The sequence below is a fragment of the Novipirellula aureliae genome (assembly GCF_007860185.1).
Lineage (GTDB): Bacteria > Planctomycetota > Planctomycetia > Pirellulales > Pirellulaceae > Novipirellula_A > Novipirellula_A aureliae.
This window is the reverse complement of record NZ_SJPY01000003.1, coordinates 272,266-286,805: the sequence shown is the minus strand read 5'-3', so window position 1 is coordinate 286,805 and position 14,540 is coordinate 272,266. Positions and strand designations below refer to the sequence as shown.

Annotated in this window: 10 protein-coding genes; 7 read left to right on the top strand and 3 right to left on the bottom strand. The window is 53.3% G+C overall.

The window, feature by feature from the left end:
• Positions 1 to 238 precede the first annotated feature (238 nt).
• The 6 genes from Q31b_RS10375 (at position 239) to Q31b_RS10350 (ending at position 9,260) form a co-directional block, all read left to right on the top strand.
• On the top strand, positions 239 to 3,451 hold the full coding sequence (locus Q31b_RS10375) for a hypothetical protein (protein ID WP_146599618.1): 3,213 nt from the start codon (positions 239 to 241) through the stop codon (positions 3,449 to 3,451).
• A gap of 128 nt (positions 3,452 to 3,579) precedes the next feature.
• A complete protein-coding gene (locus Q31b_RS10370; RefSeq protein ID WP_146599617.1) occupies positions 3,580 to 4,380 on the top strand; it encodes a hypothetical protein in 801 nt (266 codons plus the stop codon).
• Positions 4,377 to 5,165 (top strand): hypothetical protein, encoded by a 789-nt coding sequence (locus tag Q31b_RS10365; protein WP_146599616.1) that lies wholly within the window; start codon positions 4,377 to 4,379, stop codon positions 5,163 to 5,165. Before Q31b_RS10370 ends, Q31b_RS10365 begins: the two co-directional genes overlap by 4 nt.
• Entirely contained in the window at positions 5,158 to 6,219 is a 1,062-nt protein-coding gene (locus Q31b_RS10360) for a squalene--hopene cyclase (protein WP_231617455.1), read from the top strand. The genes Q31b_RS10365 and Q31b_RS10360 overlap by 8 nt, the downstream gene beginning before the upstream one ends.
• Entirely contained in the window at positions 6,216 to 8,993 is a 2,778-nt protein-coding gene (locus Q31b_RS28940) for a TlpA family protein disulfide reductase (RefSeq protein ID WP_231617454.1), read from the top strand. Before Q31b_RS10360 ends, Q31b_RS28940 begins: the two co-directional genes overlap by 4 nt.
• Before the next feature lie 33 nt (positions 8,994 to 9,026).
• Positions 9,027 to 9,260, top strand: a complete 234-nt coding sequence (locus tag Q31b_RS10350; RefSeq protein WP_146599615.1) for a hypothetical protein — start codon at positions 9,027 to 9,029, stop codon at positions 9,258 to 9,260.
• Between the two features lie 256 nt (positions 9,261 to 9,516).
• Here the strand turns inward: Q31b_RS10350 and Q31b_RS10345 are convergent, their stop codons facing one another.
• The 3 genes from Q31b_RS10345 to Q31b_RS10335 form a co-directional block, all read right to left on the bottom strand.
• Positions 9,517 to 10,911, bottom strand: coding sequence for a phytoene desaturase family protein (locus tag Q31b_RS10345; RefSeq protein WP_146599614.1), 1,395 nt, complete (start codon positions 10,909 to 10,911; stop codon positions 9,517 to 9,519).
• A gap of 6 nt (positions 10,912 to 10,917) precedes the next feature.
• Complete coding sequence (locus Q31b_RS10340) at positions 10,918 to 11,175, bottom strand: acyl carrier protein (protein WP_146599613.1); 258 nt, start codon at positions 11,173 to 11,175, stop codon at positions 10,918 to 10,920.
• A 117-nt stretch (positions 11,176 to 11,292) separates the two neighbouring features.
• Positions 11,293 to 12,618, bottom strand: coding sequence for a beta-ketoacyl-[acyl-carrier-protein] synthase family protein (locus Q31b_RS10335; protein ID WP_146599612.1), 1,326 nt, complete (start codon positions 12,616 to 12,618; stop codon positions 11,293 to 11,295).
• A 418-nt stretch (positions 12,619 to 13,036) separates the two neighbouring features.
• On the opposite strand from Q31b_RS10335, the gene Q31b_RS28125 reads away from it, so the two are divergent.
• The gene (locus Q31b_RS28125) at positions 13,037 to 14,365 is read left to right on the top strand and encodes an MSCRAMM family protein (protein ID WP_197171318.1); all 1,329 of its coding nucleotides are present in this window, start codon (positions 13,037 to 13,039) and stop codon (positions 14,363 to 14,365) included.
• The last annotated feature ends 175 nt before the right edge of the window (positions 14,366 to 14,540 follow it).

Genomic DNA, 14,540 nt, shown 5'->3' with positions numbered 1-14,540 from the left:
AGAAAAATCTCAGAATTCCTGAATTCTTGGCAAGAAAAACGTGCATGGAAAAAGAACTATCGGCTACGCTAAACATCAATGCAGGCTGGTTGCAGCACCCATGAAGACAACGGTATCGTCGAATACAGGATTGGATTGCAGAACTTTCTCCCGACGACGCCATTCTCATTTCAGGTGAGTCAGATGCGAAAGTTGTATTTTTTGACGCTCTAAGCAGTCGTAAAGGAGTTGGCTTGATATGATTTCGAAACAGTTAACGATTCCTCCATCGCTGAAAGCACAACTGCTGCGTTTTCGCGGTCGGGTCTGGAGTTTGAAGTTGATCGAAGCGTTCGCGATTGCGGCATGTGCAATCACGACGGCGTTTTTGGCGGTCTATCTGGTCGATCGCTGGGGTGGAATGCCGGGCGGTTTACGTTTCGCTTCGTTGTTGGCAACGATTGCGGTGATGGCGATCGTGCCTTGGACACTTTATCGTTGGGTGTGGAAAAACCGGACGCTCGAACCGCTGGCAAAACTGCTCGGCAAAAAAATGCCAGCGGTAGGCGATCAATTGCTTGGTGTGATCGAACTGTCCAACAGCGAGTCGGAACAAGCCCGCTCACCGGCGCTTTGCCAAGCTGCGATGCAACAAGTGGCTGCGGATGCGGAAAAACGTAATCTGTGTGCTGCCGTTCCCACGACGCATCATCGTCTTTGGGGTGGCATCGCATCAATCCTTGTGGCTGTGTGTGTGGCGGTGGCGAGTTTCTATCCGGCGGCTTCGGCCAATGCGGGTGCCCGACTTTTGATGCCGTGGCGAGACGTGCCGCGTTATACGTTCACACGCATTGACGATCTGCCATCCAACGTGGTCGTTGCCCATGGCGAAGCGGCACCGTTGGCGGTGCGATTGACTTCGTCAACCGTCTGGCATCCCGAGCGAGCGAAATTGCAAATTGGCAACCAGCCACCGATTACGGCTGATTTGTTGGACCGCGAATATCGGTTCGTCGTTCCACCGCAAATTGTCGATGCACCGATGACGTTGATGGTTGGCGACGTGACCGAAACGATGACACTCAAACCGACCTTGCGTCCTGAATTGACGTCCGTTTTGGCCGAGATTTCGCTACCGCAATACCTTGGCCATGAAGAGATCGAGCGAATGGATTCTCGTTCGGGTAACGTGTCGATCGTTCGCGGCAGCGAAGCGACGTTCACCGCGATTGCCAACCGTCCGCTGGCGTCGGGCACCGTGAACCAAACGCCGAGTGTCCCCCGCGGAGCGGAACTGGCTTCCGATCCGGTGAATGTGGACATGACGCCTCAATTGGAATTCTCTTGGAAGGATGAGCAGGGACTTGATGGCCGTGAACCGTTCACTCTTTCAATCAATGCGATCGATGACGAAAGCCCGACCTTGATCTGTGACGGACTCGAGCGGATGGCGGTGATCCTGGATTCGGAAACGGTCACGTTCACGGTTCGCGCCAGCGACGATTTCGGAGTGAGACGGGTCGGTATGATGTGGCGTGGTTTGCCGATGGGAGTGGTGGCGGAGCCGGCGCAGGGTGAGCGACCGCTAATCGCGGGTGACCACCACGCCGGTAGCATTGATGCGATCGGTACGTTTTCTGCGAAATCGTTAGGAGTCGAACCGCAACCGATCGAGTTGTTTGCTTGGGCGGAAGACTACAAACCAGGGCGTGAACGAGTCTACTCGCCGCCCCACATCCTCTATGTTCTGACGCCTGACCAACACGCGATTTGGATGACCGAACAATTGAGCAAATGGCATCGCCAAGCATTGGAGGTGCGAGACCGCGAACGCCAACTGTTTGAAAAGAATAAAGAGCTGCGATCGCTTTCAAGTGACGAGCTATCCACCAGCGATCGGCGTCGTGAGGTCCAGCGTCAATCAGCAGCGGAAAACGCAAACGGTCGCCGCTTGGAGCGGCTTGGGGTCGCCGGTGCCGATCTACTTCGCACGGCATCCAAGAATCCTGAAATCGGCGTCGGACATTTAGAACGTTGGGCCGAAATGCTCGGCATCCTCGATGACCTTGCCAATCATCGCATGCCTTCGGTCGCGGATTTACTCAGCGAGTCGGCCAAATCGATCGCTGGCCAAATGCGTGATGCGAAACCAGGATCGCCAAGTCCAGCAGCGGACGGCAAGCCTCCGAAATTGCGATCCGCTCCTTCGCTTGCCGACCGGGAATCGTCCATGAATTCACCTGACGAGGAAATCGCTGGGGCGGGATCGCCAAAAAAACCAAGCAGTCCCGCGCTTCGCTTGCCGGTAACGACGGTGATGGGGAAAGGGCAGAAGCCGGACGACGACTCGCCGCCAGCGAATCAGCAAGAGAGTCTCGATCAAGCGGTCGTGGAACAAGAAGACTTGCTGGCCGAGTTTGACAAGATCGCCGACGAACTCAACTCGGTCCTCGCCAACCTCGAAGGCAGCACTTTGGTGAAGCGACTCAAGGCAGCTTCGCGAGAGCAGAACCAAATGGCTGGCAAGTTGACGACCCAGCTTCAATCGGCATTTGGCCAATCGAAAGCCAAAGTCGAGAAACCAACGCGTGAAGTCCTCGGTCAACTCAGCGAGACCCAGGAAGCGGGCGTACTGAATATCTCCTACATCATGGATGACCTGGCCGCCTATTTCGAACGACGTCGGTTCGCTCAGTTCAAGCTCGTTCTTGACGAGATGAAAGAAGCGGACGTGCTCGGTTCGCTGCGAGAACTTGCCGGCGAAATTCCGGTTCAACAGGGCGTATCGATCGCCCAGACCGAATACTGGGCCGACACGATGGACCGCTGGGCTGAAACGCTCGTCGACCCCGCTTGTAGCGGCCAGTGCCCAGGCGGTAAATCGCCCGAAAGTTTGCCGCCCTCGATCGTATTGGAAGTGCTACAAATTCTCGAAGGCGAAGTCAGTCTGCGCGACGAAACGCGAGTGGCCGAACAATCCAAACCAGCCATTGAACCGCAGGAACATCGAGAGACTGCGGAGATGTTGTCCGACAACCAAACGGTATTGAACGAGCGAGTGGTGAAGGTGATCGAGCGAATTGGTGAGCTGGAGGATGCTGAAAAACACTTCGCCAAAGAATTGGGCCTCTTAGCTCAAGTCGATCAGGTCATGGGCGAGACGACGGGGATTCTCCGATCGCCCGACACCGGAGCAAATGCGATTGCGGCGGAAACCGAAGTGATTGAGTTGCTGCTAAGATCCAAACGAATCAACCCCAAAGGTGGTGGCGGTGGCGGGTCGAGTCCTGGCGGCGGCGGCTTTGGGACAACCAGCGATTCGGCACTCGCATTGATCGGCCAAGGTAGGAATGCCAAAGAGGTCCGCGAGGATAAAGGCGTCTCGCAAACCACCGGCGAAACCGGTAGTGCCTTACCAGAAGAATTCAGGCATGGACTCGATCAGTATTTCAATCGCTTGGGAGGAAGCTAGTGATACGACTTATGCACCTCTCCCAAGCGAAGCTGGGGGGAGGTTCCATAAGCGTAAAAATATGTGAATCAAAGCCTGGGCTCCAACACAATCAACTTTACATGCAACCAAATTTCGACACCCGAGTCATGCCAATAAAATCCTCCGAGGCAATCCGTGTCCTACGTTTATTGTCGAACGCAACGGTTTCGATCGTGCTATCGCTCTCACTCACCGAAGCACTCCATGCTCAAGTGGAAGTCGTCGAAATGGCAGCCGAAGCACCGTTGGCAGAGCCGAACGAGCCGGACAACGACGCGGTTGATCCTCGCAAGGTCGAATGCTTTAAGCCGCTCGTCAATCAAGAATTGTCTTTCATTCAGCGAGTTGGTTCGCTCGATGAAAAGTCGATGAACGACTTGGTCGCCAAGGCGACAGACGCCTATCTGGGAATGGCTGACATGATCGGGGACCAAAACCGTTTTTTTCCAAACGAAGAAATGTTTTACGGGCCTAGTGGAGAAATGATTCGTGGCAATCCGTATAAACGTGTCCGCAGTGATGCAAAGCGATATGCCGAAGAGGTATTAAGCGATGAACAATTCCAACGTTATGTTCGCGAAGCCGATGCACGGGCGAAATTCGAGCGGGATACGGCGATTAAATTCGTTGTCGACCTAATCGAGAAGAAGCTCCCCTTAAGCCACGACCAACGCGAAGCAATCAAAGGCAATCTAGCGAAGGATTGGAAGGCTATCGACGTCGTATCGTTGCAAATCTATACCCAGAACCCCAGATATATTCCTGAAATCCCGGATGCCCATGTGCTACCCGAACTGACGGTGATGCAAAAAAAGATTTGGGTAACACTCAAAAAGCAGATGGCCAATCTCGGTTCGCATCTCAGCCAAGGCCAGCAAGCGACCATCAAGGAGCAATGGATCAAATGAGAAGGCTCGCATTGTTTCTCCTTTTCGTCCTGGTTGGCTTGATGTTGATGCCACGGCACGCATCGGCCCAACGCAACCAGATTACGCTACAACTGTTCTATCAATGGGTTTTTCAAGGTCAAAATGGATTGGACGCGGGCATGAAGTCGCTGGAGAATAGCCTTGAGTCAGAGTTGATTCGACTTGAGCTGCAAATTCCTTTAAGCGAAGCTCAGAAACAGAAAATCCGACTCGCTGGCCAAGTTGATATTAAACGCTTCCTCGATCGATTGGATCTCGCTCGGGATAAGTTCATGGCTTTGTCAACGTCGGACGTCAACGACAACCAAGTCATCAACGAAGCGTATCAAATTGCGTCCCCACTCGGTAGAGAATGGAGTGTGGGGCTGTTCGGTGATCAATCGTTTGTTCAAAAAGTGGTAAGTACCGCCTTAAACGCTGAACAATTGACCAAAGTCGAAGCCGAACGTCAGCGGTTGCTCAAGCAAAATACCGAAACGGTGATTCGAGTGAACATCGCTACTTTGGGACGCTCGTTGCTATTTAGCGAGAAGCAAAGAGACTTTCTCATGCAATACTGCCTCGAAAACATCCCCCCGTTCGATACCACTCACAACCGAGCATCGATGCTGCTGGAGTACCACTTTGCTCAAATTCCGGAACAACAGATCAAGGATTATTTTGACGAAGTCCAAGCAAAGGCGTTACTGGAGCGGGGCAAACGGTTCGGTGCGGACGGCAACAAACAGATGCTGATCAGAGAAGGGTTGCTAAACGATGAGTAGATACCGATTTATTCTATGGTCGTTGTTTTTTTTGCTGCCTGCCTTGGCCCAGTATTCGTTGGCCCAGTATCCGACGATCCAACTTGGTGAGGCGGTTCCTCGGGATGTCCGCGAGACCTATGAAAAGGGGCTTCGTTACTTGGCTAAATCCCAAACCGCCGATGGCGATTGGGGCGACGGCGGGTACGGGGGCACCGGCATTACGGGCATGTGCGTGATGGCGTTTTTAGCGTCGGGCGAGGATCCCAATTTCGGGATCTATAGTTCCAATATTCGTCGCGGTCTACGGAGCATTGTCGATGGTCAAGATGCGAGCACCGGGATACTGGCCGGACGTAACGCGGGTCACACCAGTATGTACAATCATGGCTTCGCGATGTTAGCACTCGCCGAAGCGTACGGTGCGATTGATGAACGCAACCTTTGGCCCGCCGCAGCCGGCGGAAAACAGCGATCGCTAGGCCAAGCGTTGGAGTTGGCTGTGCGAGCGGCCGTGACGAGTCAGAAGAAAAATCGTTATGGCGGATGGCGTTATGGACCCGATGCCAACGATGCCGACACTTCGGTTAGCGGTGCGGTGATGGTGGGACTGCTTGCCGCTCGTAATGCTGGAATCGAAGTTCCTGACGAAGCGATCGACCGCGGCGTCGCCTATTTCAAATCGATGACCAGCGATTCCGGTCAAGTCGCTTACTCGGGACTCGGCGGGTTCGATAACTCAATCGCCAGAATATCGATTGGAACGCTCGTCTATGCCGTCGCGCGGCGTAAGGATATGCCCGAGTTCAAAAACACCCTCCATGCTCTGACAAACCAACTGGAGGAAACTTCACATGCCTACTTAAGGTATGGGCAATACTACCAAGCCCAAGCACTCTTTCAAGGCGATATCGAAGCGTGGAAAAAATGGAACACACTTCTCATCCGTGAATTGAAAGCGTCACAGGGTGACAATGGCAGCTTTGACGGTGGTTTGGGGCCTAGCGTCGACACCCCGTTGGCACTGTTGGCGATGGCCTTGAATTTCCGATTCCTTCCAATCTACGAGCGATGATGAACATGGTTTGGATAGCTGGAAACCTAAATCGTCGGATCACCCGTCTGATGGTGGTCAGCCTGGTCTGGTTGGGTTGCGGTACAGGTCCGTGTCACGGATCCGGCGGGAATCTGGAAACGGTCAGCGGTGATACGGTTGCCGGTTCGCTTGCCGATGCCGATGCTTCCAACCTAGCGTGGCAGCATCCCGGATTTGCGCAGCCATTCAAGTTTGAAGCCGCATTGGTCAAGCGGATTTCGCAGCCCCGCACGGACCAAAAGCAAATCGCCGAGGGTGCCTTCGGCATCGAACTGGTCCAAGGTGAGCGACTATATGGCGACATCATCGATATCGACGACGAATGGATTCAAATTCGAACCAGTGATATCGGTGACCTTTCCATTAAACGATCACACATTCTCGCTCTTTCCGCATGGAACAACGGTGAGGCGGTGGTCTATCAAGGTCCTCGTGACATCGCTTCATGGAAAGCCGAGGGAAATTGGACCGATTTGGGAGGGACGCTCACAACGAGCGAGTTGGGGGCTTCGATCGTTGGCGATGTTCCGTTGCCAGAGATCGCCGACATTCAACTCGAAGTGTCTTGGCAAGAGACACCAAACTTCGTCATCGCACTCGGTGTCGATCCAAAGAAACCCGACGAGTCATCAAAAAAGGCGTTTCGCATTGAAGTTTGGCAAGATCAAGTGGTCGCCCTTTGGGAATCCGACGCGGTCGCCGACATCGTCTTACTCGGAAACGTCGAATCGATGGCGGGGCAATTGAGAGTGATGGTACGACTCGACCAACCGAACCAGCGTGCGGAAATCTATTCCGAAGCTGGCTTGATGCTCGGACAACTTACGTTGCCGAAACAAAACAGCACATCCGATCGAAGTTGTACCGGGCTTCGCGTCCACAACATTCGTGGTCAAGTGCGGGTTGATTCCATCCAAGTCCTGAAGTCACCGACGTTTAAGTCCCACGCACTCCATTCATGGCCCGATATTGCATTGAACCCGGTGCCCGTGTTGGTTTCATTGACAGACGATTCGATCTTGATCGGCAACTGGATCAGCGTTGACGACGAATATTGGATGTTCCAACGAGAGGGGGAGGAAGAAAGACAGCAGCGGATCAAGTCGTCCGACATTCTCCAAGTGGAATTCGCTCAAAGTCAAACACCACCCGAGCTCAGTACAGAGGTGTCGGAAACCACGTTTCGTCTGAGCACGTTCAAGGGGCAACGATTAGCGGGGCGGTACCTTGGTGTGATCGATGGACGCCTTCAATTCCACCCCAACGTATCTCTCGATCCGACGACTTTAGCGCTATCGGATCTGCGCACATTGAATCAAACCGTCACGACTCGGAATGCGAACACAAGTTCGCGATTGGAACGACGCCGCTTGATCGCTGAAGGGACCAATCTACGGGGACGGTTCGTCCCAACGTCAGCTAACGAGTCAGCCAATGACTCAACCGGTGCGATGCGATTTGAGCCGATGGGTGCAAGCCCCGCAGACATGCTAGACGATTTTTCAGGACGTTACGTCATTCGCTCGACCACGCCGATTGTCAAGACTGAGCCGCCGCAATCGCCGCCACGTCCCGTTCGTCCACCTCAAGGAGTCTTTGGCTTTTTTGTACGCGCATTTGGCAACAACCCGGCCACTCAATCCAAAACTCCGCCGTCGCTCTCGCTACGAACGGGCGAAGTCATCCCTGCGTCGGTTTCTCGGATCGATGAAACAAACGTGCATTTCAAGTCCGAAATGTCAGCCGTTACAAAAATCCCATCCGAAATAATCGAAAGCGTTCGCCTGCAATCCGGGCAATACGAACCGACACTCGAAGAGATCGAACGAGAGCGTTTATTGATGGTTCCCAGGATGCGAAAACGCAACCCGCCGACGCATCTACTCATTGGCGTCAACGGCGATGTCTTGCGATGCCGATTCATCGCGCTGGATGAACAAACGTTGACGATCGAAACCCGACTAGAAACGATTACGATCGAGCGTCAACACGTAGCCCAAATCATTTGGCTCGGGACGCGTGGAGAAGACCGTGAAACTGAACAACGCCCCGATGGCTTGTATGTCAAAGCGAAATTGTTCAATGGACATCAATTGGGGATTGTGCCTGAACAGGTGACGGAGTTGGAGATTGTCGGAGCGAATCCCTTTCTTGATGAAACGCGAATTCAATTTGCCCGAATCGACGAATTGTTTTTCGGTGATGCTGCCTGGAAAGAGGCATTGCCAAAGTCGAGTTCACTTTGGGAACTAACCGATGCACCGGAGCCAGAGATCATTGAAGGCGGCGGAGGGGATCGTGGAACGGCCAGTCCTTTGGTAGGAGAAACCGCCCCCGAGTTTAAGCTACAGCTTCTCGATGGAACAACTTTCGCGTTGTCAGAGCAAAAAGGAAAAGTTGTCGTGCTCGATTTCTGGGCGACGTGGTGCGGTCCTTGCCTACAAGCGATGCCCACGATCGAAGCAACCGCATCAAAATTCGATTCGGATGAAGTCATACTCGTCGCGGTCAATTTGCAAGAAAGTCCAGCAACGATTAAACCGATACTCGAACGATTGAAAATCGACCCGCTCGTCGCTCTCGATATTGATGGTGTCGCGGGCCAGCGGTATCAAGCCAACGCGATTCCGCAAACCGTTGTGATCGACCGCAACGGAAACGTTCAGAAAGTGTTTGTGGGTGGTGGATCGGGCTTAGCCGAGAATCTCGAAAACGCGATCACTGATTGCTTGGCTTCGCCAGACGGCACATGATTTGTCACTCTAAAGGTCTTCAGCTAACGATGCATGGCCGGTGAAATCGAACGCTACCACCGAACGACCAAGTGTGATTGGATTCGCCTTACTGGGATTTGTAACATCGACGACGCTCGTCGTGCAGTGACGGAGTATGTGACGCCGTACGCAAAACTCGCAGGGAAAGAGAAAAAGGTTATTACCGAGCGTGACAGGAAGCTCGCGGCGGATCGAGAAGAGCGTCGCCGAAAGCGATCCGAATTAAGTCAGCAAGCAGTTGCTTGATGCAATTGACCCGATTACCACGCAAAGACTTGACCGGCGGATAGGGCTCTGCTGGGAAGCAATTCTCCGCGACCATTTGCGTTCGCGTTTTTGCCATTCGTTGGCGAGATCCGGGCTAGCTTTATTGCTGCTACAAAAGAGCACAAAGGGCTTAAAAGAAAATGTAGCCATTCATGGCCGAAGGGCGTGAACGGTTACTGAAAATGTTTCCCCGTCAAGTTTCGCTTGATGGAGGACGGGAGGCAACGGAGCGACTTTAAGGGTGCATACAGTGACGGTTTGCCATGCTGATGCCGCTTAGAATTGCACCGACAATACCGACGAAGCCTTGATCGGTTCCACACAAGAACAGATTCGATAGGTGTGTTGTGCCGTCGAGTTGCTTGTCCGGGGCACCGTAGACAGCACCGTTGTCATGCCAAGTAAACCGGCGAATCGTTTTTGGTGTAAAGACATCCGTATCGATAACGTGGCGACGGAAATCGGGCATGAAACGGACCGATGATTCGATTGCCGCATCGTACTGGATCGCTTTTTCCGCATTGTATTTTGCTTCGGGAAGCTCGCACCACCGATCATGGTTGGCTAACGTCGTGATGCGAATCACGCCATCCGGTAGTTCCCCTTCCTCAGCGTCAAACACATAATTGTTGGGTGAGCAAATCACGCCGGTGCGCACATCGCAAAGTGAATGTTCGGGTCGTTGCCAATGAAAACGATTGCTATCGTTGTAAAACACAATCGTGCGGTCAAAGCCAAGATCTTTGGGCATCCGATCGAGGATCGAAATCGATTCGATGAATGATAATTTTCCTGCTCGGGCAACATCCACTTCACTAATGTCGTCACACAGTCGGAGCGTTTCGACGTTTCCGGCTGAAGACAAGATCCGTTTGCCTTGGATTTCGGTACCATCATCGAGTACCACTCCGACCGCTTGGCCATTCTCGACATGGATCCGAGACACCCCGCTCCGCAGTTTTAGTTCGCCCCCCAGTCCTCGGAACTTGCGTACCAGGTTTTTCAAGATGACCCGAACGCCTTTGAAGGGGCGTCCGAAACCTTCTAGATAGCAGGCTCGAAACATGATGGAAAACTGGCCAAAATCCATATCCTCTTCGCGAGCATTTCCATACCACATCAACGGGCACAGCAGCATCTCGATCAGCAGTGGATCACTTAGGTGAATCGCCATGACTTCGCGAGCCGAGCGCATAAAGCTAGGGTCTTGGCCGTCCATGTCGCTGTAGTCGAGCAGTTCACTACAGAGTTTGCGAAACCCATCGATCTGGCCAGGAAAGGCTTCAGTGATCTCTTGTTCGAGCAGTGCGAAATCGTTATTGAAGTCGAGGGACACGCCAGGAAATCGGATCGAGGAACCGATTTGCTCTGCCATCTTAAAATCTTCCCAGCGAAACCGAAGTTGGCGAATGAGTTTCGCGAGCGGTCCCTTTTTCGTCCCTTTTTTGGCAAAGTTGGTCATTGCGTGAAGCCCCACATCGTAATCTCGACCCCCAAGCCGATAGAACGAGTTAAGGCCACCAATGGTGTAGTGACGTTCGAGAATACAGACGCGTTGATCGAAATGAGCCAACCGAATACCGGCTGCCAAGCCACTCATTCCCGCGCCGATAATGATGGTGTCGTACAAAGTGGACTACTTCACGATGTCCTTCATTTTTGGTTCAAGGTAAGCTACCGTCGAATTCATACTAGCCAAATTCCCGTAATCCTCTTCAGGAATTTGTACGCGGTGGCGCTTACGAAGCTCCATCACAATATCCAGAAAGTCCATGCTGTCGAGTTCGAGTTGTTCACGGAATGATTGATCGTCATCAAGGTTTTCCATGTCATCGTCGGGCGAGATGTCTTCGAGGATGTCGAGGATTTCTTCTCGGATTTCAGCGGGCGTCATTTGCTCAGTTAACTCAAATTTCAAAAAGGATCGATTCGTGGATTGTTACGTCCACTCAGTTTAGCGACAAACCAGTACGAATCGTTGATGTCTAGTGGTAGGAAGTGGACCGCAGAATCAAAATCGACCGATAATGACGACCGAATTGATCCCCAGCATGCCGAATGAATTATTTAAAATATAGTCGACTCGGGGAACCTGTCTCGCTTCATTGATCACCAAGCCTTGCAAGTCACATTCGGGGTCGAGTTCATCGACGTTGATTGTCGGGTGAACGACCTTGTCCTTGAAAGAGGGTAGGTTACCGGCGAGTTCGAGGGCACCAGCAGCCCCCATCGCGTGGCCAATATAACTCTTTGTGTTGTTAATATGAACCGTGCTTACTTGCCCGAAAACTTCCCGCAGCGCCTTGCACTCTTGAATATCTCCGCTATTGGTTCCCGTTGCGTGAGTGCTGATGAGATCGATTTGATTCGCTTCCAATCCGGCTCGCTTTAGGGCCAACCGCACGCATTGAGCTTGCCGCTCAGGGTTGGGCAACACGAAATCGGTCGCGTCCGTATTGATGGCGTAGCCCACCAATTCACCATAGATTTCAGCACCGCGAGCCTTGGCGTCGCTCAATCGTTCGAGCGTGTAGATGCAGCCCCCTTCGGAAACCACGATTCCATTTCGGTCTTTGTCAAATGGACGTGATGCGCGGGCCGGATCGTCATGCGTCGCCAAGGCATTTTGGCTATTAAAACTTGCAAAGATTCCAAACGTATGAACACTTTCGCTCGTGCCTCCCGCAATGGCCAGATCGCATTCGCCAAGCCGAAGCATTTGCGCACCTTGGATCAGTCCGGCGTTGCCAGCGGCGCAGGCGGCACCGATCGTATAGTGCGGCCCGGTGATCCCTAAGCTCAATGCGATTTCACCGGCCGGATTGTTCGCTACGGTGCGTGGATTGTGGTGATGCGACCAACAACTGGTGTCGTAATCAAAGCCTTTGATGATGTAGATTTCGTTCTCGGTTTCGACGTTGCCATGTTCGGTCACACCGATATAGATGCCAACTCGAGAACGATCGACGTTCTCCCAATCGAGACCGCTGTGGGCAATCGCTTCACTCGCAGCATAGATGCCGACGCTGCCAGCTCGCGTTCCCCGCCGCAAATCCTTCTTGGTCTGATAACGTTTGGTGTCAAAATCACAGAGCCCGGCCAACGTTTTGCCAAAATAGCGGATCTCGTAGGGCTGAACCCCGCTGCGATGTTCTAGCAGCGCCTGGCGGTACGACTCCCAATCATTGCCATTGGGCGAAGTCAAGCCGATGCCCGTAATGACGATGCGCTGCTCCGCGGGCAACTGGGAAGCAAGATTCGGAGCGATTTGGTTCGAGGCAATCACGTTGGCAATGGCCGAAAAAATGGAAAGGGAAGGAGCGTGAGAGATAGTCATCAAGGACCGCTGTCCGCTCGATTGGGAAACAGCAGGCCATGCTCCGAAAAGGCTAGCGATTTCAGCTAGAATTGGCAACGGGATGATCGGTGTTGAGTGAGTGATTCGGCATGGAACCGCAGACGGAAAACAAAATCCAGCGATTTTTTATGAAATCATGATTGTCTTTTGCGGGAACTTTCCCGTCTTTTTCGCCTTCCAAGCTGAGGCCACTCGTCCAGGATGCCGGTTCACGTCTGGGGTTTTTCGCACCTCTCTCAGAGAGAATGAACTGGATTTGATGAAGATTCCGATTTTTCCAAGTCAAATGGTTGAGTTTTTTTATTTGTTCAGTTAGTATTTTGTTCACTTAAAAACAGGTCCGAATGCGACATTTCCACCAAGCTGTCTACCGAATCATTTACAACAAGGTTTTAGCATGAGGTTACTTTTTGCAAGTTGGCTTTTTCTACTGGCATCCGTGTGTTGTTTGTCGCCCGCATCGGCAGATGTTGGCGAGATTCAAAGCGATGCGTCGCCAACAGGTGCGGGTGTCGTTACCCCTCTCACCTTAAGCCAATGGGTTTGCCCAGATGAGCCAGGCGTCTTGGTTGGCCGCGTGGTTCTGCCCTCGGCCAACGGCGATGCCAAGGCAGTGGGGAACGCAGCCATCGCTCTTCGTCGCTACGAGGGAGAGACGATTCACGGCCAGACGAATGAGGCGGGAGAGTTTCGCGTCGAAAACGTCTCGTCCGGTGTTTATTCGATGACGGCCAAGGCCGACGGCGTCTTTGCCTGCTGTGCAATGCACGTGCTCGATGTGGAGAAGGTGGATGGTGCAAACTTCCCCAACTCGGTCGAACTGTCCGCCGCAAACGTTGACTACACCATGGTGAAAACGGCGATCGTCCGTTACGTCCCACCGGCCAGCAACCAATTGGCATCTGCCCTGCCGGACTCGCATTTTGACACACTGGCTAAGCGAGTGGTTAGCAGCGAATACTTCCGCGTCGAACGCATCAATGGTGGTATGAAAGGCGTGATCATGTTGGCGGGAACGCAGGAAAATGATTTGGCCGCCGCGGATCTGATCAACGTATTTATCGTTAAAGATGGGGAAACGGTCGCTCGAAGCGTGACGGACGAAGAAGGGGAATTTCAAGTGAACGACTTGCCTGCGGGTGAGTATTCCCTGTTAGCTGTCGGTTCCGCTGGCGTTGGACTCGCCGGTTTCGAATTGACCGAAGCTGCCCCGCTCGAAGACCAACCATTGGGCCAGACGACCGAAGGCGATCCGTCGGAACAACTTGTCGGTCTTTTTGGTCGACATCTGCAGCGACGCCATTGCCACTCGTTCCAGATGCAAGTGGCTCCTTGCCCCGAAGTCATTCAGTGTGTCGATGAGATCATCGTCGAAGAAGCACCCTTGGTTGCGGGCGATTGCTGTGGTGGCGAACAGATGATGGACGGATGCGATTGTGGCTGCGGAGCAGAGGGCGCGATTGCTGCGGATGGTTCCATTGTCGATCCATTCGCAGGCGGTTTCGGCGATCCGCTCGGAGCGGGTGGCTACGGCGGTGGCGGCTATGGCGGCGGCGGTGGCGGCTACGGTGGCGGAGGTGGCGGTGGATTCGGCGGCGGCGGTGGGCTCGGTGCACTCGCTGGTTTAGCCGGTATCGCTGGCATTATCGCCGCAACGAGTGACGATGACGACGACGACTATCGGCCGATTGTTGTTCCTCCACCGGCATCCCCAGCTTCTCCCTAGACGATCGCCTTGCAGTCGCCCGTAGTCCGTGGCCGTCTCGTTCATAAGCCGTCTCGTTCATAAGCCGGCTCGTTCATAAGCCGGCTCGTTCACGGGCTGTCGATTTAATCGGTTTGACTCGACTGATTGTTTAACGCCAAGCCATAGGCGACCGCTTATAGAAAAGCTGACGCCT

Coding starts and splice junctions, on each gene's coding strand:
- Q31b_RS10375 (WP_146599618.1), top strand. CDS start 239: ATGATTTCGAAACAGTTAACGATTCCTCCATCGCTGAAAGCACAACTG.
- Q31b_RS10370 (WP_146599617.1), top strand. CDS start 3,580: ATGCCAATAAAATCCTCCGAGGCAATCCGTGTCCTACGTTTATTGTCG.
- Q31b_RS10365 (WP_146599616.1), top strand. CDS start 4,377: ATGAGAAGGCTCGCATTGTTTCTCCTTTTCGTCCTGGTTGGCTTGATG.
- Q31b_RS10360 (WP_231617455.1), top strand. CDS start 5,158: ATGAGTAGATACCGATTTATTCTATGGTCGTTGTTTTTTTTGCTGCCT.
- Q31b_RS28940 (WP_231617454.1), top strand. CDS start 6,216: ATGATGAACATGGTTTGGATAGCTGGAAACCTAAATCGTCGGATCACC.
- Q31b_RS10350 (WP_146599615.1), top strand. CDS start 9,027: ATGGCCGGTGAAATCGAACGCTACCACCGAACGACCAAGTGTGATTGG.
- Q31b_RS10340 (WP_146599613.1), bottom strand. CDS start 11,175: ATGACGCCCGCTGAAATCCGAGAAGAAATCCTCGACATCCTCGAAGAC.
- Q31b_RS10335 (WP_146599612.1), bottom strand. CDS start 12,618: ATGACTATCTCTCACGCTCCTTCCCTTTCCATTTTTTCGGCCATTGCC.
- Q31b_RS28125 (WP_197171318.1), top strand. CDS start 13,037: ATGAGGTTACTTTTTGCAAGTTGGCTTTTTCTACTGGCATCCGTGTGT.